Consider the following 23,991-nt stretch of genomic DNA (forward strand, 5'->3'; position numbering starts at 1 on the left):
TATTATTTAAGAGGAGGGTTTTACAATGAGAAAAAACTTTAAAAAGCTGTTAAGTTTAATGGTTCTGACAACTGTGATTGTTGCTATGGGTGGTTGCAGCAACTCCGGTAAAGGTAAGTCAGAATCAGCAGAAAGTACCAAAACAAAATCAAATAATTTCAGTATTTTTGCGGGAATTAGTTCTTTATCGCCAGATAACAGCGAGAAAACATTAATTAAACAAATGAATGAAGCTATGGGAGTAACTATTGATTGGAATTGTATATCCGGTGATACCCTGACAGAGAAAAAGAATCTGCTGCTAAATACAGGCTCCGATCTGCCGGATGCTATCATGGGGGCTTCACTGACTGATTATGAATTAATTACATATGGTGCAAGTGGTATGCTTATTCCTTTGGAAGATTATATCAACAAAGAAACAATGCCTAATTTAATGAAAGTTATTGAAGAACGTCCTAACCTGTTAGCAACTTCTACGATGCCGGACGGACATATTTATTCTTTGCCAAGTATCTCAGAGATGGGATTTACCTATTCAAACGGAAATGACTATTATATTGGAGCAATTCCTCAATTTACAAGCATAAATAAAGACTGGTTAAAAGCTGTAGGTATGGAAATGCCGAAAACCATTGATGAACTGCATGATGTTCTGGTTGCATTCAGGGATAAGGATTGTAATGGAAATGGAGATCCATCCGATGAAATTCCATTATCCTTTATGTATGGCAACTGGTGTGCAGGTATGACAACTTTGTTCTCTGCTTTTGGATTTACCGATTACAATGATCAACACCGTGCAATTAAGGATGGAAAGGTCTATTATCAGGCAGCAACTGAAAATTATAAAGCAGCGATTAAATACTTCCATGAGTGGTATAAAGAAGGACTCATTGATACAGAAGCATTTTCTCAGGATTCAAGCCAGTACATTGCAAAAGGCTCCGCAGACGACGCAAAATTAGGCGTATATGTATGGTGGGAGATTCCTGAGGTAGTTGGCTCCAAACATGCTGCAAGTTATGAGTATCTGCCTTTTCTTACCGATGCCCAGGGAAACAGCGGTGTAAATCTGAATGAACAGGGGACAACGTCACATGCTTCTTTTGCAGTAACTAAGGAATGTAAAAATGTTGAATTACTTCTTAAATGGGTAGACCAATTATATGATCCCATTAATAGTATGCAGGCTATCTATGGTCCAATTGGAGAATTCTTCGCAGAAAAACCGGATGAAAACGGTGTATATAAAACCAAAACACTTGCTGAAGGAGAGACAGAAGGTGAGCTAAAGAGTAAGCTGGAATTATACGGTCCCACAAGACAATTATCCACAGATTTCGGTACTTATTATTATATGGAGGACCGTGCACAGCAAAGATTGAAGGATTTAAAAGATTTCTGGTTTCAGAATGTTGATAATTTTGAATACTATCCAAGTGTAACTTACACTTTAGAGGAAACAGAAACTATAAATGAATACATTAGTGACATCCAGTCTTTAACCTCTGAACAGACTGCAAGATGGTTAACAGAAGGTGGAATTGATGAAGAATGGGATTCTTATATAAGCCAACTTGACAGCATCGGTTTACAAGAAGTAATTAAGGCTTGGCAGGATGCATACGACAGATACCAGGCTGCATTAAAATAATTCTTCAGAATATCTTTGGGGCAGCAGGACTTTGTTAAATGGTTGCAGGACCATAAGACAGCTATGTTTAATCTATAAATTAGTTCGTAATACGCTGACAAATGAGTTCGATTGCATTTGTCAGCGCATATTTAATCCAGCCTATAAATTCCTTGACTTCTTTAAGAAACTGTTAAAAAGTTATTTTCAGAAACATTAGTTATAGTCAAGGATTAAGAATATAATTCAACGGGCTACTTCTCTGGTAGGATGTTTAACAATGGATAACATATTCTTTCATATACATATGTAGTTGATAAAGAAACAGAGAATCATGAATTTTGATTATATTTTCCAAAATTTACAGCCAAGAAAGGGAGGTGACATATTGGAACTATTAAATTACCAGTTTACAAAAGTAAATGGTACGGTTGTACTAAGAGATTTTCATAATATAGATAGGTTTAGACTTAATGAAGGGAAGGAATTCTCCAATAGGGCACTTGTCTGCAATGAAGCCGACGCGTTCTTATTTGACGGTTATGCAACATGGTTTGAGGGAAATCCTGCTATTTTACAGCAGGCAAAAGACCTTACAGTTACCTGCATTATTGCACCACTTAGCTATGAAACGGTTGTCAGCGGATTGGTAAGTCAGTATTCCATAATGGACCGTAAAGGATTCTATATAGGAGTAACAAAGTTAGGAAGAGTGGTTGTGGGCTTTGCAGATGGTTTCGGTACCGTAGAATATGAATCAATTGATAATCATCTGGTTAAGGATATGTGGAATATTGTGACGGTTACATTCGATTGTACTGCAGGCTGGTCTACCCTCTTTGTGAATGGAGTGATTTCAAATCGAAAGCAGTTTACACGAGGAAGCCGTATAGTAAACACAGAAATACCCTGTTACGTGGGTAAATTCGTAGATGGGGGCAGATTTCACAGAGCTGCAAAGCAAGGCACTTATCATGGATATATGCATTCTATGGTTATAGATGCAAAAGCAAGCTCAATTCAGGAGGTTTTAGAGGAGCATAAGGCACAAAGGAGCAGGATGGATTACTTTGGTTCTGTTAACACGGTATTAGACCGCACCATATATAAGGAGGATTTCAATCGCCCAAGGTATCATTTAATCGCACCGGGGAAATGGATGAATGAACCCCATGCCCCTATGTACTTTAACGGATATTACCATATTTTCTACCAGGCAAACCAGCATGCTCCATTATTTGATAATTTGCAGTGGGGACATATGGTCAGCACCGATATGATGCATTGGAGAGATCTTCCGTTAGCATTACAAACCCAGGAAAACAGTCTGGATCCAGATGGATGCTGGTCAGGCAGCAGTTGTATCGATAAGGATGGAATACCTACTATCTTTTATACCGCGGGGAATAATAAGAGTATTCCCAACCAGGGAGTAGCAATCGCAGAAGCTGTCCTTGATAAGAATAATCATCTGGAAGTATGGAAAAAGCAGAATAAGTTAGCGGTAAAGCAAGGTATAGACGATGGATGGCTCGGGGAGTTCAGAGATCCATATGTATGGCTAGAAGAGGATACCTATTTTATGTTGGTTGGTACAGGGGATGCAGGCAATGGCGGTGGGAATGCTATGCTCTATACCTCTAAAGACAAGAAAACGTGGACAAAGGAAGGTTTTATTCTGGAGTATTCCTATGAACAGAATACAGAGGTAGGGCATGTATGGGAATTGCCAGTATTACTTCCGGTACGAAATGAAAGCAATAAAATTGCATTCCATGTGCTATTACTTTGTGCATGCCAGATTGAGAATAATATCGTTCATACATATTACTGGAAGGGTGATTGGGATGCGGCGGGCAGAAGATTTACGAAGCATCATGAGAAGGCGTTGCTGCTTGATTTAGGAGCAGGCGTATTCACAGGACCGAGTGGTTTTGTGACACCGGATAAACGAAGCGTTGTATTTACGATTGCTCAGGGAAAGAGAAATCACGAGGATGAGTTTCAGTCAGGGTGGGCACATAATGGTGGTCTGCCAGTTGAGCTGTATGCCTCTGGCGGTAGACTTGGAGTTCGGCCAATTTGTGAAGTTTATCAACTGAGATCGGAACTTCTGCTTGAAGATTATGATATTGAGGTAGATGAACTGAATAGGAAACTAGCACAGATTACTTCATCTCAATTATACATTAAATTGGAAAGTAAGTGTGACTTTATCGGAATCGCAGTTAATCGAACGGAGGGAACGGAGGAAGTATTCTATGATAGAGCGGAAAAGCACTTTGGTGTACGGACCGGGACACAGCCGGAAGAGATAAAACTTGTCAGTGTACGAAGAAATGAATGTGATTTTGTAGATATCGGTGATCAACCAATCATTATGGAGTATTTCCTGGATAATTCAATGATTGAAGTTTATTTGAATGAGTTGAAAGCAATCTCTCATAGAAATTATACGGAAAAGAATGATAGAGCTTTACAAATAGTTTCAAAGGAAGAAATACTAATTCAGCATATACAGGTATGGTCCATGAATGATGTATATTTCTAGAGTGTACCAGCAACTATAAAAAAAGATACAAATTATCAATTATTACAGTATGGATTCAGTTATTGCTTGCTTCATAGCAGTTAACATATTAACAAATATTAAATGGGAATGATATAGCAAGCATAACATCCCATATCTACCCAAATCTAGTCTCTTTTATGGGCATAGAGTTATTTATAGATGGAAAAGCAATAATTAATAAATGAGCCGGATGTCCAAGCCAGAACAAAATGTATTAGGACTATTATTGAATGCGCATAGTTAAGTATGTGCGAACGAGTGGAGGCCTTGATAAGATGAATCGTATTGACAAGTATATGGAATTATTCCGTGAATCCATGTCAAAGAATGAGATTTATATTCCCAGCCAAGGATTATTGGCAGGCTGGCATACGAGGTGTGAAAAGGGTAGTTATTTATGGGAAATGTTTGAATTTGATAATATGCACTTTCCCCTTGGAGATGCCTTTTTTCAATACGGTATAAGGGGAATTATTCAGAAGTCGGAAGCAGCTCTTGAGGATATAAAGGCAGAGGAAGGATATTTACAAGCTGTTCAGGATGTGTATAAGGAAATACTTACCTATATTGAGAAGCATGCAGCTCTTGCCAAAACAATGTCTGAAGAAACTTCAGTTATGGATGAAAAAGTCAGGCTTGAAGAGATCGCTGGTAATTGCAAAGCTTTAACACAGGGAGCGCCTGAAACATTTGCCCAGGCTTTACAATTGTTTTGGTTTATGTATGTTATTAGAAATCCATTTGGAAATGGATGTATTGGCCGTTTGGATCAAAAACTCTTTCCGTTTTATGAAAATGAAAAAAAGAATGGGTTCATAGATAAAGGAAAAATGATTGAACTGATTATGGAGTTTTATAAGCATCTTAATGAAATGGGTACAGGAGATACACTTAGAAATCTTATGTTATCGGGGCAGGATGCAAGTGGTAACGATGAGACAAATGAAGTTACTTATTTATTTCTGGAGGTTTACGAAAAGTTAGGAGATGCAGAACCTCATCTAAATGTAAGACTGCATAAAAACAGTCCCGAGAAATTAATCAAGAAGTGTGTGGAGCTTTTAGGCACTGGTAAAGGGCAGCCAACCTTATATTTTGATGATAATATCATTCCGGCAATGGAACAGGCAGGTATTTCACATGAATTAGCCTGCAGGTATGCCAATGATGGCTGCACAGAAACCGTTATTGACGGTGCAAGCAGTATTACCTTTTTACAGCATGAAATGGTAAAAACTGTGGAATTAACTCTTTTTAACGGAAGAGAAAATCCAAGTATTTGTCCTGTTAAAATGAAAAAATCAAGACAGCTTGGACCAATTATGGAACCAAAGACAGCTTTGGTACTTGGTTATGAATCAGGTGATGTTACGGGGATGGAATCTTTTGAGGAAGTATATGCTGCTTTTGAGAGACAGTTGACATTCCAGATTACCAGGTGGCTGCAGTTAATTGACAAAAAAATAGAAGAGGATGAGGAATATACGGTTACTTCCCCGTTAGTTGGAGGAAGCCTGAAACTTTGTTTGGAAAGCGGCAGGGATCCGCTTCGGGGCGGCGGCTTTTTAGTGGGTAATTATCAATTATTATCCGGCAGCATAGGTACTGCTGCGGATTGTTTAATGGGTATTCAAACAGCAGTTTATGAAAACAAATGGTGTACCATGAAGGAATTGGTGGAGGCACTGGCCTGTGATTTTAAAAGGCAGGAAGTGTTAAGACAGAGACTTCTCCATTGCCCCAAATATGGAAACGGTGAGGAGCAGGTAGATGCAATAGCAGCCGGAATAGCCGCTAAATTTATTGAACTTGTAAACAAATACCGAGTTGAGAGTGGTAAGTGTGTATGGCCTGGATTATATGATATCGACTTTAAGATAGCAGCGAGCATCACAGGTGCTACTCCGGATGGGCGTAAATTCAGAGATCCAATCGGTGAGCATTGCTCTCCGACACCGGGTATGGCAAAGAAAGGTCCAACCGCCATTTTAGAATCTGCATCGAAGCTGCCTATGAGGGATGGGTATGCCTCCTCCCCCCTTCATTTAACCCTGGATAAAGGAAGTTTCATTATGGGAGCAGAGAAGGATAAAATACTGTATCGTATGTTATCAGCAGCCAGAGAACAGGGAATACCGGTACTCAATATTTCCATGTATAGCAGGGAAGAATTGATAGAGGTTAAAAAACATCCGGAACATTATCCGGATTTGGTGGTCCGGGTTTGGGGATTTAATGCCAGATTTGTTGAGCTGGATGAAGAATTGCAGGAACATATTATCAGACGGATAAGCTAAATAATTGAGGGAAATAAATGAATACAGCAATTATTATGGAGATACAAAGATATTGTATCCATGATGGTCCGGGAATAAGAACGACCGTTTTTTTTAAAGGCTGTCATATGAAATGCGGCTGGTGTCATAATCCGGAGTCTCAATCAAAGAAACCCGAGATGATGTTTTTTGAAAACAGCTGCATTCTTTGCAGGCAATGTGAGGCAATCTGCCAAAGAGGGGCACATTCTTTTACTGATAAAAGCCATAAAATAAATTTAGAACTATGTAAGAACTGCAGTAATAAACAACAATGCCAGGAAATTTGTTGTACAAATAGTTTTAAGCTTAACGGAAAGAGTATGAATGTAGAAGAAGTATTCAAGGAAATAATGCGAGACAGATGCTGTTATGGAGAACTGGGTGGTGTTACCTTTTCCGGAGGAGAACCTTTATTACAGCAGGATTATTTGAAGGAAATTATGAGCTGCTGCAAACAGGCAGGAATCTCAGTTTGTCTGGACACGACACTGAATGTAGAGTGGGATATGGTCGAAAGTATAACTCCTTATACTGATCTATACTTAATTGATCTGAAGTGTATGGATGAACAACTGCATATTGCCATGACTGGAGCCAGCAATAAGAATCTTCTCGTTAACATAAAAAAACTATCTGATTTGGGGGCGAGAATGATTATTCGAATGCCGATTATTGAGGAAATCAATGATTCGGTTAATGAAATGAAAAAACGAAAAATATTTTTACAGGATTTAAGAGGACTTGAACGCATTGATATGATTCCTGTTTCAAATTATGGAAGTGCAAAATATAAAGCTTTAGGTAAAAACATTCCGGAATATAATAATCACACAAATTTAGATATGCTGATAGAGCAGGCAAAAAATCGGTTTGAAAGGAGTTGAAAGCATGGAATTATTCTATACACCGAAACATGCAAAAATCGGTGATGTAATACCTTTTTACAATGAAGCAGAAAATCAATTTGACCATTATTATTTAAAGAACTGGAATCCTGATGCCCCAAAGGAGCAAATCCTATATGGATGGCACCGGATTACAACAAAGGATAACCGGAGCTACAAAGAAGTTCCGACAAACATACAGGGAGGCACCGGTTCTGTCATAAAGGCAGAGGGGATCTATCATATGTTTTATTGTACCTTTGACCAGGATCCGCCGGCACAGTGGGTCAGGCATGCTGTCAGTACAGATTTAACCCATTGGGACGATATCATAGAAGATAAATTCGGGCCGGACGGGGTAATATATAAAATGTCTGATTGGAGAGACCCTTTTGTTTTCTGGAATGAAGAGGAACAAAAATGGTGGATGCTTCTGGCAGCACGGGAAAATGCCCCCACAGAAAGAAACGGTTGCGTTGCTTTATGTGTATCCGAAGATCTGTCCGGATGGGAATACCAATCACCCATGTATGCACCCCGTATGAACCAGGCAGCCAATGAATGCCCGGATTTATTTAAAATAGGTGACTGGTATTATCTGGTGTATTCCAACTATACCGACGGCTTTAGTACATATTACCGCATGAGCCGTTCTTTAAAGGGGCCCTGGTTACGTCCGGAAATAGATACTTTCGATGGCAGAGCTTTTTATGCCGCAAAAACCGGCTTTGACGGGAAAGACCATTATGTTTATGGATGGAATCCCACTAGAGGGGAAGATAGCTGGAAATTTGATCCCAGTAAGGATTTTGGAAATGATTATAAAACCTGGAACTGGGGTGGTTCTCTTGTTGTTCATAAAATTGTACAGCATCCGGATGGTACGCTGGGAGTGTGCCCGGTTGAAAGTGTGGAAAAAGCTTTTTTCAAAAAACAGAAAGCTGCCATAAAACCATTAACCGGTACCTGGAAGATGAAGGATGATATGGCACTTTGTTCATCTTTAGATGGATTTTCCTCTGCGGTTGGAAATCGGATTCCGGAGGTGTGCTGTATTAAAGCAAAGTTAAAATATACCGGAAATCCTACCAGATTCGGAATTGCACTGCAAGTGGATGATACGTTTGCACAGGGATATTATCTGATGTTTGAGCCCTGGTATAACAGGATTCAATTCCGCTCCGGACTGAGAATGTATGAACAGGGCGGACAGCTGTTCCCCTATGCGGTAGAATTGGAACGTCCGTTAAAACTGGAAGCAGATAAAGAATATGAGCTTGCTGTTTATATACAAGGAACCCTGGCCGTACTGTATGTAAATCATGACCTGGCTTTTGGATTCCGTATGTATAATGAAAAAGGACGCCAGTTGGGATTTTTTGTTTCAGAAGGTATACTGGAAGTAAAAGATATTATAATTGAAGAATAAGTGATAGAACTGGTGTCAAATGTCTAAGAATACAGGTATTTTTCGATAGTAACTGTATAATACACAGTGAACCAAACATTGGATAACACTTATCCTGTTATAAAAAAGAGAAATAAAATAACAATAAAATAGAAAATAAAAATAGCAATAAGTAGAAATAAAATAGCAATAAAATAGAAAATAAAAATAGCAATAAATAGAAATTAATAACAATAAAATAGTGCAATAAATTAGAAATTATAGTAGCGCAAATTATAATATCAATAAATTAGAAATTATAATAGAAATAAAATAGTAATTAAAATAGAGACAATAGCAGGAGGGCATAGTAATGTTTCATAACAGCATGTCGGCATTACCCATATTAAAGAATGGGAAAAGCAGAGCAATCAATTGGGAAAACAGAACCGGTGAAAAGGGAAAAGGAGGTATGGCTGCCAGTGACCTTGGTCCCTCCAGGAAAGGTTCTCCCTGTATACCGAAAATCTCAGCCGGTGAGACCATAACCTTGGCTGAGATAACCGGCCCAGGTGTAATCCAACATATATGGATCACCGTTACTGACCGGACCAGTGAACGTAACCGCTATGTGTTAAGAGATCTTGTATTGCGCATGTACTGGGATGGAGAAGAAACTCCTTCTGTAGAAAGCCCTTTGGGGGACTTTTTCTGCTGTGGTTTTGGTGTTTCTTATCCTGTCAATTCAGTTCCTATCGTTGTAAATCCCACCAGAGGTTTTAACAGTTATTTCCCAATGCCATTTGGAAATAAAGCAAAGATAACCATTGAAAATCAGAACGATGAAGACATTCCGGCATTTTTCTATCAGGTGGATTATTGCCTTTATGAGGAACTTCCGGCAAACACCGGTTATTTTCATGCACAATGGAGACGGCAGCGTCTTACGGAAAAAGGTAAGGATTATGTCATATTAGATGGGGTTCAGGGAAAAGGACAGTATGTAGGAACCTATATGGCACTGACTACTTTGGAACGTTACTGGTACGGAGAAGGGGAAGTGAAGTTCTATTTGGACGGAGATGAGAAATATCCCACTATCTGTGGAACAGGAACGGAAGATTATTTTGGCGGAGCCTGGAGTTATGCAACCCAGGAAAACGGAAAAACCGTAGAAAATACCTACTGTACTCCTTATATGGGATATCCGTATTATTCCCATCATGATACCTTTATTCATAACGATTACCATAATGATGACCAGCTGCCCCAGAGAAGTTTCTACCGCTGGCATGTGATGGAACCGGTTATATTCGAAGAAGATTTAAAGGTAACAATTCAGCAGATCGGAGTCTATCACGGCGGATTATTTGAAAGGCAGGATGATGTGGCTACCGTTGCCTACTGGTATCAGGCAGAGCCTCACAAGCCTTTCGGCCCCCTTATGGAGCGCAAAGAACGCTGGCCAAGATGATGAGAGTTATAAGGTAAAAGGAAAATCGTAAACTGAGGATAATTAATTACAAAAATATAAAGGTGGAAATAAGAATGAGTGAAGCTTTAGAAAAAGCCAGAAAATATGAGAGAGAAGCAAGGGTACAAATACCGGAAGGACAAAAACCCTCCTTTCACGTGTGCGCTCCCGTTGGCTGGATAAATGATCCCAATGGTTTTTCCCTGTATCAGGGAGAATATCATTTATTTTACCAGTATCATCCCTATAGTACTGTTTGGGGACCAATGCACTGGGGACACAGTAAATCCAAGGATTTTATTAAATGGGAGCAGTTACCCTGCGCTTTGGCACCGGATTCCGATTATGACGGGAAGGGATGTTTTTCCGGCAGTGCAGTGGAACAGGATGGAAAACATATCCTGATGTATACAGGTGTATCGGCAGCAGAAACGGATGAGGGTACCGGAGTCAGACAGGTACAGTGTATTGCTGTAGGAGATGGTATTAATTATGAAAAACTGGACTGTAACCCGGTAATTACCAGCGATTTACTCCCGGAAGGAAGCAGCAGGGAAGATTTCAGAGATCCTAAGATATGGAAAGAGGGAGAAGATTTTTATGCGGTAGTTGGCAGCAGAAGCAGCGATTCCAGTGGTCAGATTGCATTATTTACTTCTAAAGATGCCAAGGAATGGAGTTTCGTAAGTATTGTAGACAGCAGTCAAAATATCCATGGGAAGATGTGGGAATGCCCTGATTTATTTACCATAGATGGTGAGCATGTATTGATTACGTCACCCCAGGAAATGACAGCTATTGGAATGGAATTTCACAATGGTAATAATACATTATACATAGTTGGAGAACTTGACAGGGATAATAATACATTAATCAGAAAACAGGCAGCTGCAATTGATTACGGACTGGATTTTTATGCACCTCAGACATTGGAAACGGAAGATGGTAGAAGGATTATGATTGCCTGGATGCAAAGCTGGGATAATCATATAACCCCAGCCGATTTTATATGGTCGGGTCTTATGACTATTCCAAGGGAAATTAAACTTGTAAACAATAGATTGTATCAGAACCCGGTAAAGGAATTGGAACAGTATTATCAGAATGAAGTTAAATATGAGGCTGAAGCAATAAATGGACGAAAAGAATTTGAGGGTATACGCGGCAGGGAACTGGACTTTACGGTAGAAATTGAAGCTGGTAATTACAGGCGATTCACTGTCAGACTGGCAGCAGATAGTCGGTTTTTCTCTGAAATTATTTATGATCCCAGAGAAAACACGCTTACTTTTGACCGTACTTACTCTGGTTTTACCAGGGATAGCATACACACACGTACTATGAAAGTAAAAGAACAGGGCGGGAGAATTAAGTTACGTATCTTAATGGATAAATATTCGGTGGAGATTTTTGTAAATGATGGAGAACAGGCTATGACTTCCCTGATTTATACTTCTTTGGAGGCGGAGAGTATCTGTTTCCTAAGTGAAGGATTAGCAACGATAGATATCCTCAAACATGACATAATCGTTTGATAGAATGGAACCGCACAAAGAGAGATTAATCCATGCTTTATTAATGTTTCTGGTGCGGTATCTTTCTTTTTATCACAGGCGGCTAGTGTAAACCGTAAAAAATAAGGAGGAACGAAATGAAAAAATTTGACGTAATTGCTCTGGGAGAATTATTGATTGATTTTACGGATAACGGATTAAGTGCTCAGGGAAATACTATATTTGAGGCAAATCCCGGCGGGGCTCCCTGCAATGTTCTTGCAATGTTAAATAAATTCGGACATAAAACTTCATTTATAGGTAAAGTAGGTCAGGATTTATTTGGTATAAAATTAAGAGCAGCCTTGGAGGAAGCGGGAATAAATACTGCCAATCTGATTTTGGATAAAGAAGTAAATACAACCCTGGCTTTTGTTCAGACTTTAAAAAATGGAGACCGTGATTTTTCATTTTACCGTAATCCCGGTGCAGATATGATGTTAACAGCAGATGAAGTGCAGGATAATTTAGTAAAGGAAGCCTGTATTTTTCATTTCGGAACCCTTTCCATGACTCATGAAACAGTCAGGAATGCAACAAAAAAAGCAATCCGGCTGGCGAAAGAAAACGGTGCAGTAATATCCTTTGACCCAAACCTCCGGGAGCCACTATGGAATTCTCTCGAAGCTGCGAAAAAACAGGTTGAGTTTGGATTATCACAGTGCGATGTGTTAAAAATTTCTGACAATGAAATCAGATGGTTTACCAGAGAGAATGATTTCGATGCAGGTATAGCAAAATTGAAAGCGGAGTATAACATACCGCTTATTTTACTGTCCATGGGACGCGACGGAAGCCGTGCTTATTATAAGGATAAACGTGTGGAAGTGCCATCATTCCTTCAGGAGAACACCATAGAAACAACAGGTGCTGGAGATACCTTTGGAGGCTGCTGCCTGAACTTTATATTAAAATATGGACTTGATAATATGAATGAAGATAGATTATTAGAAATGCTGACTTTTGCAAATGCAGCAGCGTCAATAATTACAACCAGAAAAGGTGCTTTACGGGTCATGCCTGATGTAAATGAGGTGAAAGCCTTTATACGGAGTAAGATACAGAAAAGATAATTCAGTAACTAAGAAGTATCTTGAAATTCTTCTTTTTAAAAAAGAAAAAATCGGACATAAGTATCCCTCATTTTTACGGGTTTTGTTTTAAAGCATAAAAAAATCTTAGAACACCTACCCGGCTGTTAAGAATTTCTTGACAAACTGGGGATGTACGGCTCAGATTCTTTTCTGCTTTTTCATAACATAATATTCCATACTTCTTGCAATATAGGGATTCATTGCAAAAATAGCATGATATATAGGTGCTTTATCTCTATCTATAGAGTAAGCCAAGGATATTATACAACATATTTTATTTTAAGAAGTCTACTGGTGCAATGAGCAATATTTAAGGTACTGTTCATTAACAGACAGTACCTTAAATATTGTTCAGCGATAGACAAAAATAAGGGGCTTCACTGCACAAGATTACTCACCTATTTTGGTTATACAAAAACAATGAAGGAGAAATCTCTTACTATGAGTATTTGCCATCACTTTAATACCATTACCCCATATTTAACAAGTTGCGTTTTACCATGAACTTCCTCACCGGTGAGCAAATCGGTCATTGTTTTTTTCACATCTATCTCCATACTATAAGGCATATAATTTAGAACAAAAATATAGTCCTGGTTTTGTTTATTTCTTATGGCAAGCTCTATTTCTTTCGGTAATTCTATCACATCTTTATATGGAGTTGCAAACCCAAGTTTTCTTAGGAATATTTCTGCTGTTTGCGTGGAAAACCCAGCTCCAAAATAATAAGCCTTCCCAGTGCCGATAGTATTTTCCACCAATGCCGGTTCACCATCATAATAGTTACCTTTAAAGGTAGCTAAAACTTTGGCACCTTCCCTGGCTTTAAGAATGTCATTAAAAATAGGTGCTTCTAATTTTTCTCCATCCCAAAGGGCATATTCGTCCTCATCAGCAGGACCAACCAGGGTATAGTCAGTGACTTTCACACCACATATATCACCTGCAAAACCAGGCAAAGGGAACATGGGGCAGCGTCCATATTCGTCTTTATAACCAGTGCGGGATCCCATAATCAGTATACCACCTTTTTCCACATAAGTTTTTAATAAGTCGGCAGTTTCCTGGGTCAGAATGGTTGCATGAGGATAGACTAGAAGTTTGTACTTCATTAAATCCTCCAGGGTAGTTTTATTTGTATCGTTATTTTGCAGATAAAAGAAATCCATAGGGGTATGGGTTAACTGAGCGGCCGTAAACCAACCATTGTCACTGAAATCATCCAATGGTCCATGCCATTTATCCTGCTCACCATCCCAACTGTTATCGTAATCTTTCACTACGGCAACTTCCGCTTTATAATGAGCACCAGCAACTTCCGTAAGCCTATTAAAGTCATCGCGAATTGTACTTAATTCTTGAAGACGTCTATTGGGTTCGTTTGAATAACCGTTTAAGCCATGCCAGTAAATTTCTGTTCCGATCCAGCTGGTTCTCCAGCGGAAATAACTGATAAAATCAGCACCGTGGGCCAGAGACTGGAAAGTCCACAGCCTCATCTGACCAGGTTTCGGAGCTGGTTGTTTCAGTCTGGAATCCCAGCCCCCTGGGCCGGATTGTTGTTCCATGATACCAAAGACAGGGGAAATGGACCTGGTTTTCATAAGGTTCCAGGAAGTTCTGCGGTCATTAAGATTCCCCGGTTTCTTGGGTTCTGTCCAGGTATCGTAAGCAAAATTGGGATAGGAATCATAGGTTATAAAGTCAAGGGTAGACTGTGTCATTTCGTGATTATCCAAATGTCCGAAAATGCCATTAGTGGTTATAAACTGGTGCGCAGTCTTATACTTTCTAATGATGTCTGCCTGTAATTTGCAGTATTCTATGGTACTTTTAGAGATAAACCGCTTTTCTTCCAGGGACAAATGTGGATTATTGGAATTGCTGACTGTTGGACGGGTCAGATGTAATTCCTCCCAGGAAGTATAAGTTTGATTCCAAAATGCAGTACCCATACATTCATTTAATTTATCCAGTGTCTGAAACTTATTTTTAAGGTATGTACGAAAAGCGGCATGATCGGATTCAGAATAAAATACATTTATTTCACAATTTAACTCATTATCAATCTGCCAACCAATGATAGCAGGATGGGAGCAGTAGTGAGAAGCAATTTTATCAACGATTTTTTTCGTAAATTCTTGAAAGACCAGGGAATTATGAGTGCTGTGTTTACGCATTCCATGACGGTATAAAGTACCGTCCTCTTTAGCGTTTAGAGATTCCGGGTATTTATGTGTAAGCCAGGCTGGGGGTGTTGCAGTAGGAGTACAGAAAATTACTTTCATGCCTTTTTGGTGGGCAAGGTCTAAAAAACGGTCAAAGAAGTCATAGGTATAAACACCTTCTGCTGGCTCAAATTTATTCCAGGCAAATTCTGCTATTCTTATAACTTCAATTCCAAGTTCAAGCATTCTATCAAGGTCGTCTTCCCATAAATTTTCCGGCCAGTGTTCCGGGTAATAACAAACTCCTAAAGTGGGTTTGGTTAATAGAAAAGATTTTTCTGATGAACTATTATGTATTACTGTCATATTGACCTCCTAATTGTATGCTAATTTTGCTATGGATATCATTGAATAGTACTATATTGTTATTGTATAATAAGAAATAGACATAGTATATATACCTATATTGGTATTTATATAAGTATATTGCTATTAATAGTTAGGTTTAAAAGTATATATTAAATTCCTAAATAAAATTAATCAGGTAAGTTAAAGCAATTTGAATTATACTTTGTTAACCTATTCAATATAAGAAATAGTTTATGGCATTTTATAACCTTGTTTAATAAAAGGAATTGACTTATGATAGATAAATAACAGACAGGAGAAGTTATGAGAAGACAGATATTTTTACCCATGATACATGAAAATCCTTATTTCTGTTTTCCAGAATCGGTGGGATGGTATAAAGAGGAACCCGGTCATTGTGCCATCAGAAAGAAAGAGGAATTCCAATATTTTAATCTTCATGTTGTTATTAATGGAAAAGGATATTTAAAATCCGATAAACAGCTTTATATTTTACAACAGGGAGATGCCTTTCTCTATTTTCCACAAGAAGAGCAGTACTATTATTCGGATGTTGAAAATCCCTGGGAAATCTTATGGGTTCATTTTAATGGGACTTATCTGAATGAATTTTTTATTGAAAGAGAACTTCATTCCTCAAATGTATGGACGCTCAAATTATGGGATAAAGTAAAACAAACTATCATAAATCTCCTGGAAGAAGCAGAAAAACATGCAATTCTGCATCAATCCACTCTTTCCACACTAACCTATGGTATTATTTCAGAATTTATATGCCAGGCAGAACCCCTTACTGTAAATAAAGGTTTGGATATTTATAATAGAGTGATAAGAATATTGCCGAAAATGCGAGAAATGTCTACAAAGCCCTTTGAATTAAAATTTTGGGCAGATGAATTAAGCATAAGCACTTATTATTTTTGCAAAATGTTTAAAAAAACCACTGGAATGACCCCGACCAATTTTATTATGCTTTGCCGTTTACAGAAATCCAAGCAGCTGTTGATGGAAAACCGGAATTGGACGGTAAAACAAATTGCACTGGAATGCGGATATCCCAGTATCAGTTACTTCGGAAGGTTGTTTCTTGAAAATGAAGGGCTGACACCGGCAGAATACAGGCGAAAGCATCAATTGTAAATGATAAGATTAAAACTTTTAACGTCTCTTAAGTGGGCTAAATATCTTGTATTAGGCTGCAAATGAAGATTATTGTCAATCATGAAATTCGCAAGCTTTAATGTTTCAGGCAGTTTATTTACAGTAGCGAATTAGCAGAACCAGCCTTATGCTTCAGGAGAAATTCCTGGAGGAATTTTTTGGCCCAAAATCACTTTGAGGAGGTGGCAAAAGCGCAAAGTGAACTCACATACATAATGTAATCCAAATATTTATGAGAAGTAATTATTTATACGAGAAAGGCTCAATTACACTTTTGCAAACAGAAAAAAGCATTTGAGCAACCTCTTTTTTACTTAGATCATAATCAGAATCAATCCAAGAATTCAGGAAATAAAACGGACTGCTCTTTGAGCATGTTGTAGATTAATGGCCGCATGAAGGATGGTGCCATGCAGGGTATGCTGGAAATGGCCAATGGACATTACATCCGTGGAATCCGCCGGATGATTAAGGGAGAATAAGAACGTTAAGCGCATAATTATATCATATGATATAGATGAAAAGGCAGTCCATGAGAGCTGCCTTTAAAGTTATGAATTTCTATGCTTTTTGCCGATGTAATTCATTAATATATAAAACCAAAGGTTAAATCAGTAGGTAACACTCCTGAACAAAATTAAATATCCTTATTAGAAATTGTTTTTAAACGATAGTCATTTGGAGTAATCCCTAGCTTCTTTTTAAATACATTCTGAAAATAACTTTGACTAGAAAAACATAAATAAAAACTGATTTCACTAATAGATTTATTGGTATAAGTCAAAAGGTATTTTGCTTCTTCTATTTTTCTGCTATTAATAAATTCATTGATACCAAAGCCCAGCTCCTGTTTAAATTTGCGTGAAATAAATGAGCGGCTTTTATTAACATTAGCGGCTACATCTTCAACAGTGATCGGGCGATTGGTATTTGCATTAATGTAATTAATGCATTCATATACACTTAATGAGATACCAGAAGGTATTTTCGATACAAGTACACGCTCTGTAAAATCAAACATCAATTGATACTGCAAGTTGTAAATGTCTTCTACTGAATATAGCTTTTCCATCTTCTGTATATAGACATCACTTAATTGATATGCACTTTCCATATCCAAGCCACCTTTAATCGCTGCTCTGGTAACTAGGGTTATCCCGGCTATAAAAAGATTCTTGATTTGTCTGATACCATTATCCGCTACTACACCAGGTGTTATTACAATTGGGGCTTCCAGAAGTTTTTTTAAGGCAGCCAAATCACCATTTTCAATAATGTTTAAGTATTGCTTTTCGAATTGATAAGTATTATGAAGATGTTGTTCTTCTTTTGCATTAAAAATTTTTGAAGTATGCTCTGTCGCTATTGGGAAAAGAATCTTACGGTTTTTATAATCTAAGATATCTTCCATAGTGAGTTTCTTATCATTGATAGAATAATTAAGGAAACAGAGAGTGTGAAGAAAGCGTTCAAAGGTCATTTTTGGAAAACTATTTATTAATTCATTAATTTGATTTATATGGCTTAAGGAAATCAAAGCATCCTGCATAACTTTTTTTGTCATCTCTTTTGACAATAGGACGTTGGTGATGGGTCCAATGACAACACAACTATCCTTATTTTCATCGATTTTCACGATGCCAATATATAAAAATTGCTTCGTTACAATATACGTAACACTCTGAGGTTGGTTTACTAAGACCTCCAAATATTTTTGAACAATATCAAGAGCTGAATCAGCAGGAGGAAGTTGAAGCATTAGGGTATCCTTTTCATAAAACCATATCGGAATATTGGTGCAGTTGTATAGGTAATTACAAAAGAGCATCACATCTTTGTTTTTCATTAAGCCACCTCCTGAACTAATATTATAATAACAGACACATAATTACAATACAAAAATAATATGCACAAATATAATAAATTAAACTACTGATTTTGAAGCTTAACGTAGTTATAGAGCGACAGAATTGGAAGCGGAGTTTATGAGATTGAGTAATAACTAATAAATAACAAGTTATGAAAGGAATGATATGAAGAAATTAGCATTTAATCCATATTTACCAAGTTATGAATATATTCCGGATGGGGAACCGCATGTATTTGGTAATAGATTGTATCTATTTGGTAGCCATGATCGCTTTGGTGGTAAGGACTACTGCCTAAATGATTATGTGTGTTGGTCAGCACCGGTTGATGATTTAGCTGATTGGCGTTATGAAGGAGTTATTTATAGAAAAGATCAGCATCCCAGAGGAGATGGTTCTGTACCGTTTTACGCACCTGATGTCGCATGTGGGCTAGATGGTAACTATTACTTATATTACTCTGTGAAAGATAGCAGCATTATATCCGTTGCGATCTGTGATACACCTGCTGGAAAATATGAATATTATGGCGATGTAAAATCACCAGAAGGTCATGTATATGGTACGGATCTATCAGACTGGTATGAGTTCGATCCAGCTGTATTAGTGGATGATGGAAGGGTATGGCTCTATTCGGGGACCGGTCAGGCATCCACTGAACGACAGGGCCATCCGGTAGTAGGAGCTTTTGTTCGTGAGCTTGAGGCGGATATGCTAACCTCTAAATCGGAACCCTCCATTATTATGCCCAGAGTAAAAAGACCACTGACCAAACCAGCATTTTTTGAAGGTTCTTCGGTTCGTAAGATTGGCGATACTTATTATTTTGTTTATCCGGCAACCGATTTAACAGGTTTAAATTATTGTACCAGTAAATATCCTGACAGAAATTTTGTATACCGAGGAATAATTCATTCCACATCGGATATGAGATTGAATGGACATAGCCTGTTCAATCCGGCATATCCACTTGGTAATAATCATGGCGGCATTGTCTGTGTTAAGGAACAATATTACATATTTGACCATCGAATGACCAATCGTACTCTCTACGCAAGACAAGGTGTGGCAGAACCAATTACAATCAATGAGGATGGAACAATTAATCAAGTAGAAAGTACTAGTTGCGGTTTAAATGGTGGAACACTTCCATGGAAAGGAAAATACCCGGCTTATATAGCTTGCAACCTGATGCCTGGAAAAATTCTTGGGTTAAGGAATCCGTTGAATGGACCTTATATGACACAGGAGGGTGAAGACCGGGAAGACAACCCAAATCAATATGTAAAATCGATAACATCAGGATCATTGGTAGGGTTTAAGTACTTTCAATTTGATGGATTAAATAAAAAGCTTTCTGTTACGTTAAGAGGAAGAGCGAAGGGAATACTGAGAGTCCTTACAGGTGAAAAAGGCCAGGGTGTGGCAGAAGTGAAAGTTAATATCGAGTCAGCTTTTTGGAAAGAGTATCATGTTAGTATGAAAGCATTACAGGGAAAGCATGCAATATTTTTCACTTTTAAGGGAAAAGGAACTCTAGATATGGAATCTTTTGAAATGTCATAACATAGGAGCCCCCTACTAAGATGGTCATTTGGGCTTTATACAAATATGGCTTTAAAAAGATGTAAATCAACGAAATGAAAAGGAGAGTATGGGCTTATGTAACCATACAAGATAAATCATGAAGGAAAATAAATTATTTGTAGGAGTTATCGGTACAGGAGCAATTAGCGATATTTATCTCAAAAATATAAGTCAAAAGATTGGTAATTTAGAGCTGGAAGCGATTGCCTCAAAGCACTTTGAGAATGCTGTGAAAAAAGCGAAGGAATATGGTATTAAAGCGCAGACAACAGAGGAATTAATTCATAATCCAAAAGTGGACTTAATTGTTGTTTTGACCCCTGTTAGTTCACATTATGAACTCATAAAAGCGGCATTACTCACTGGAAAGCATGTTTATACAGAAAAAACAATTACAGAGGATCTTGTTAAGGCAAAAGAACTCGTGGACCTTGCAAATGAAAAAGGCTTATGTTTGGGCTCAGCCCCAGATACTTTTATGGGAGCAGCATATCAAACTGCTCAAAGAGCAATCGACAGTGGGCTTATTGGAGAAGTAAATTCATTTGCTATTTCAGCAAACCGTGACAATAATTTATTACTCAGTCTTTACCCATATTTACGTGAGTCAGGTGCCGGAGTTCTGTTTGACTATGCTGTTTATTACATAACTGCACTTGTTAGTTTGCTGGGACCTGTTGAACGTGTAGGAGGTATTTCAGAAATGCCTTATAAAACCTATACGAATATTATTCCTGGCATGCCGGATTATGGGAAAGTTATGGATAATCCAAATGAAAGTAGAGTATCTGCTATCCTAAAGATGAAGAATGGAATTTCAGGAACCCTGCATATTGATGGTAACAATATTATTACTGATCAAGCATATTTCTCTATTTACGGTACAAAAGGGATTTTATATATGTCAGATCCCAATACCTTTGGCGGAGAAGTTAAATTTCTTCCATATTCAATGGATCCAAGAATAAAAACAGATCCAATCAACCTATGGAATTTTTCAGATTATATTGAAGACTCACGTGGAATGGGTATAGCGGATGCAGCGAATGCAGTCCTAAATTGTAAAAAGTGCCGGGCATCAAAAGAACTGGCATTTCACGTGTTGGAAGTATTGGAATCAATTAATCAAGGCGGTGACAAAGGTGCGTTTATCGATATCAAATCTTTCTGTGATAAGCCAGAACCTATGCCACTTGCAAGTGTTCCAATTACGAATATTGGCCATGCTTCTTTTGTTGCGAAAAATATGGAGGAAATGCTCCATTTTTATGAAGATATCTTAGGAATGAAGCGCCTGTTTACGTTGACAATGAACGAGCTTACAGACTGGGTCGAAAAAAAATATGACCTTAGCAAAGAGGAGGTATCAGAAATGAGGGCAAGTGGCGACCTGCCATGGATTGAGTACTTAAAACTTGCAGACCACCAATATATAGAACTGTTCCATAATATAGAAGGAGAAAAGAAACCATTCGTAGAGAGGCAAGATTACTATGGATATGTAAAGCTGAACTATGAAGTTGACGATATTGAAGTGATTAAAAAAGTTCTTGTTGATGCTGGAGTTGAGATAAAACAAGATATACGAAAAGTAGTCGACGGTGCTTTAGAATTAGTGGTACGTGATCCAGACGGAAACGAAATTCAATTTACACAGTATGATAAAAACGGATTGATCCCACTAAACGATAAAAAAGAACATAAAGTTTGCTCACAGGTAAAGTTCACAACTCAGGTGGCATATAACGTAAAGGACACAGTAAATATGAAGAACTTTTACTGTCAGGGATTGGGACTTAGATGTGTAAAGACCTTAACGTATGGTGACCTGGCACAATATTTAGAAGCGATGGGTGCTGAAGAAGAATTAATAATCAATCTAAAGATGATACGCGATGAGCCATGGATCGATTATATTGAAGTAGCACCACATCAGTTTATTGAGCTTTTCTACACATTCGGAGCTACGAAAAAAGAGAAACGCGATTTGAGTGGATATTATAATTATCAGCATTTATGTCTTGAAGTTTCGGATATTTATGAAGCGAAAGAAGCTGTTGTGAAAAATGGAATTAAGCTGGATAAGGATATCGATTTAGGTCCTGATGGTGCATATCAATTGTGGATAGTTGATCCGGATGGCAATCGCATTGAATTCATGCAATACACTAAAAAATCGAAACAATTAATAGGTGAGATGGTGGCTGCCAGGAGCCTTTATTGATGTTAATGAAATTAAAAAAGAAATCAGGGACATGAAGAAAGCTGGATTTGGGAATGAAAAGATCTATCGAATAATACCATTTTCAATAAGTGAAGGCAGACTCAAAATAAAACTTTACAATAACTTTAATAAGAAGAGGAGAAGAATATGAAATCAGAAGTCATTATTTTAAACAAAGAAAAAGGGGTAACATTAACTACCTACCTGTTAGATTCCTCAAAGGAATTTACGAATATTAAATCACGTCCTGCAATACTGGTATTACCGGGGGGTGGCTACACGATGTGCTCGGACAGGGAGGCCGAACCGGTTGCAATGGCTTATGCTGCTGAAGGCTATCATGCATTTGTTCTTCGCTACAGCGTTGGTGAAAATACAAAATGGCCAAATCCATTAAATGATGCTGAAACCGCTTTAGAATTAATAAGAGCAAATAGTTCTTCTTGGGGAATTGATCCGATGAAGATAGCAGTGATTGGATTTTCTGCTGGTGGCCATCTTGCAGCAGCACTTTCAACAATGGGTAGAATAAAGCCGAATGCAATGATTCTTGGATATCCTTGCATATTAGAAGAAATCGGAGCCATTCTTGCAACCCCAGTTCCTGGGCTTGTTGATAAGGTGGATTCTACTACTCCACCAGCATTCTTATTTGCAACACGTGATGATAGTTTAGTTCCTGTAAGAAATTCACTCCGTTTTATGGACGTTCTTGATCAATCCAGGATACCGTTTGAGGCACATATATTTTATAGTGGTCAACATGGAATATCACTTGCAAAAAGCCATACATCCTCTGGTTTTATAGGTAATGTAAATCTGAATATAGCTAAGTGGTTTGATATGAGTATTGAGTGGCTAAAGCAAGTTCTGGGTGATTTCAAAGCAGATCAAAATTACGTTGATATTAATGTGGATAACAATACAGAAGTTTATAGTATTAATAACTCCATACGGTCGTTACTGGAAAATATGGAATGCAAGAATATATTAATTGAGAATGTGCCATTATTTGCGGATGAGGAAATGGTAAAACCTGCTTTCGATATCTCCCTTCGAATGATGAGCCAATATGCAAATGATGTGGTTACACCAGAAATATTACAGGAGATAGAGAAAAAACTTAATCTGATTAAGAGAAGGTAATTAATCAAATATGAAATAGAATTCATTATTTAGAAACAGACGGTTCGCTTTACTACTGCAGAAGTGAAGGGAGCCGTCTTAATTTATATCTGTGAGCTTGTATCACTTTGTATATTTTATTTAACAGGCAGTATCCTGTAAATGTTGTAAATAGTGCTGATGCAAAGGCGTACACTTACTTTGAAAATCAGGATCTTATCATGATGGTAGTAAATTCAAAACCACTGTATCAGGAAGTTATTGATGCTCTTAATGCAAAAGCTAAGATGGAAAAAATGTATAAAAAAATCAGCGAGATGAATAAAGATTACATGCTGTTTCAATCTGGACTATGAACAGCATTTGCAATTAATAGTTATTTACTTTATTTTTACAATGGAAAGCACAATATTACAATAAAGAATCTCCGGACTATTTTATAATAATGATGGAATAATTCGTTGAATAAGAATTAATAACAGATAACCCCAAATCAAATAAATGCTTCAAATGTAACAATGCAAGAATGATGTATACTTGATATGGTTGATGTATCTAAAGCATTAAGATA

Annotated in this window: 15 protein-coding genes; 13 read left to right on the top strand and 2 right to left on the bottom strand. The window is 37.8% G+C overall.

Annotation, left to right across the window (positions count from 1 at the left end):
* Positions 1 to 25: 25 nt before the first annotated feature.
* The 8 genes from BR73_RS0109925 (at position 26) to BR73_RS0109960 (ending at position 12,897) form a co-directional block, all read left to right on the top strand.
* Positions 26 to 1,657: an extracellular solute-binding protein gene (locus BR73_RS0109925; RefSeq protein WP_033165398.1), complete on the top strand. Its 1,632-nt coding sequence runs from the start codon at positions 26 to 28 to the stop codon at positions 1,655 to 1,657.
* Between the two features lie 367 nt (positions 1,658 to 2,024).
* Complete coding sequence (locus tag BR73_RS0109930) at positions 2,025 to 4,187, top strand: GH32 C-terminal domain-containing protein (RefSeq protein ID WP_033165399.1); 2,163 nt, start codon at positions 2,025 to 2,027, stop codon at positions 4,185 to 4,187.
* A gap of 296 nt (positions 4,188 to 4,483) precedes the next feature.
* Complete coding sequence (locus BR73_RS0109935) at positions 4,484 to 6,505, top strand: pyruvate formate lyase family protein (protein WP_033165400.1); 2,022 nt, start codon at positions 4,484 to 4,486, stop codon at positions 6,503 to 6,505.
* Between the two features lie 17 nt (positions 6,506 to 6,522).
* On the top strand, positions 6,523 to 7,410 hold the full coding sequence (locus BR73_RS0109940) for a glycyl-radical enzyme activating protein (protein ID WP_033165401.1): 888 nt from the start codon (positions 6,523 to 6,525) through the stop codon (positions 7,408 to 7,410).
* Between the two features lie 4 nt (positions 7,411 to 7,414).
* The gene (locus BR73_RS0109945; protein WP_033167284.1) at positions 7,415 to 8,839 is read left to right on the top strand and encodes a glycoside hydrolase family 32 protein; all 1,425 of its coding nucleotides are present in this window, start codon (positions 7,415 to 7,417) and stop codon (positions 8,837 to 8,839) included.
* A gap of 331 nt (positions 8,840 to 9,170) precedes the next feature.
* Positions 9,171 to 10,271 carry a glycoside hydrolase family 172 protein gene (locus tag BR73_RS0109950; RefSeq protein ID WP_033165402.1) on the top strand — a complete coding sequence of 367 codons (1,101 nt, stop codon included), beginning with the start codon at positions 9,171 to 9,173 and terminating at the stop codon, positions 10,269 to 10,271.
* A gap of 74 nt (positions 10,272 to 10,345) precedes the next feature.
* Positions 10,346 to 11,806: a glycoside hydrolase family 32 protein gene (locus BR73_RS0109955; protein WP_033165403.1), complete on the top strand. Its 1,461-nt coding sequence runs from the start codon at positions 10,346 to 10,348 to the stop codon at positions 11,804 to 11,806.
* A gap of 116 nt (positions 11,807 to 11,922) precedes the next feature.
* The gene (locus BR73_RS0109960) at positions 11,923 to 12,897 is read left to right on the top strand and encodes a carbohydrate kinase (RefSeq protein WP_033165404.1); all 975 of its coding nucleotides are present in this window, start codon (positions 11,923 to 11,925) and stop codon (positions 12,895 to 12,897) included.
* 476 nt (positions 12,898 to 13,373) lie between these two features.
* Here the strand turns inward: BR73_RS0109960 and BR73_RS0109965 are convergent, their stop codons facing one another.
* Complete coding sequence (locus BR73_RS0109965) at positions 13,374 to 15,452, bottom strand: beta-galactosidase (RefSeq protein ID WP_033165405.1); 2,079 nt, start codon at positions 15,450 to 15,452, stop codon at positions 13,374 to 13,376.
* Positions 15,453 to 15,758: 306 nt separating this feature from the next.
* Between BR73_RS0109965 and BR73_RS0109970 the strand changes: the two genes are divergently transcribed.
* The gene (locus tag BR73_RS0109970) at positions 15,759 to 16,595 is read left to right on the top strand and encodes a helix-turn-helix domain-containing protein (protein ID WP_033165406.1); all 837 of its coding nucleotides are present in this window, start codon (positions 15,759 to 15,761) and stop codon (positions 16,593 to 16,595) included.
* Between the two features lie 658 nt (positions 16,596 to 17,253).
* Here BR73_RS0109970 and BR73_RS0109975 read toward each other — a convergent pair.
* A complete protein-coding gene (locus BR73_RS0109975) occupies positions 17,254 to 18,462 on the bottom strand; it encodes a helix-turn-helix domain-containing protein (protein ID WP_051685100.1) in 1,209 nt (402 codons plus the stop codon).
* A 187-nt stretch (positions 18,463 to 18,649) separates the two neighbouring features.
* Between BR73_RS0109975 and BR73_RS0109980 the strand changes: the two genes are divergently transcribed.
* The 4 genes from BR73_RS0109980 to BR73_RS0109995 all read left to right on the top strand — a co-directional run bounded on the left by BR73_RS0109980 (position 18,650) and on the right by BR73_RS0109995 (position 23,776).
* Positions 18,650 to 20,050, top strand: coding sequence for a family 43 glycosylhydrolase (locus tag BR73_RS0109980; protein ID WP_033165407.1), 1,401 nt, complete (start codon positions 18,650 to 18,652; stop codon positions 20,048 to 20,050).
* A 118-nt stretch (positions 20,051 to 20,168) separates the two neighbouring features.
* Entirely contained in the window at positions 20,169 to 22,295 is a 2,127-nt protein-coding gene (locus BR73_RS27310) for a VOC family protein (RefSeq protein ID WP_051685101.1), read from the top strand.
* 147 nt (positions 22,296 to 22,442) lie between these two features.
* The gene (locus BR73_RS0109990; RefSeq protein ID WP_081848601.1) at positions 22,443 to 23,441 is read left to right on the top strand and encodes an alpha/beta hydrolase; all 999 of its coding nucleotides are present in this window, start codon (positions 22,443 to 22,445) and stop codon (positions 23,439 to 23,441) included.
* 107 nt (positions 23,442 to 23,548) lie between these two features.
* Positions 23,549 to 23,776: a hypothetical protein gene (locus BR73_RS0109995; RefSeq protein WP_033165408.1), complete on the top strand. Its 228-nt coding sequence runs from the start codon at positions 23,549 to 23,551 to the stop codon at positions 23,774 to 23,776.
* Positions 23,777 to 23,991: the final 215 nt, after the last annotated feature.

Source organism: Clostridium sp. KNHs205 (assembly GCF_000702945.1).
Classification (GTDB): Bacteria; Bacillota; Clostridia; order Lachnospirales; family Lachnospiraceae; genus Anaerocolumna.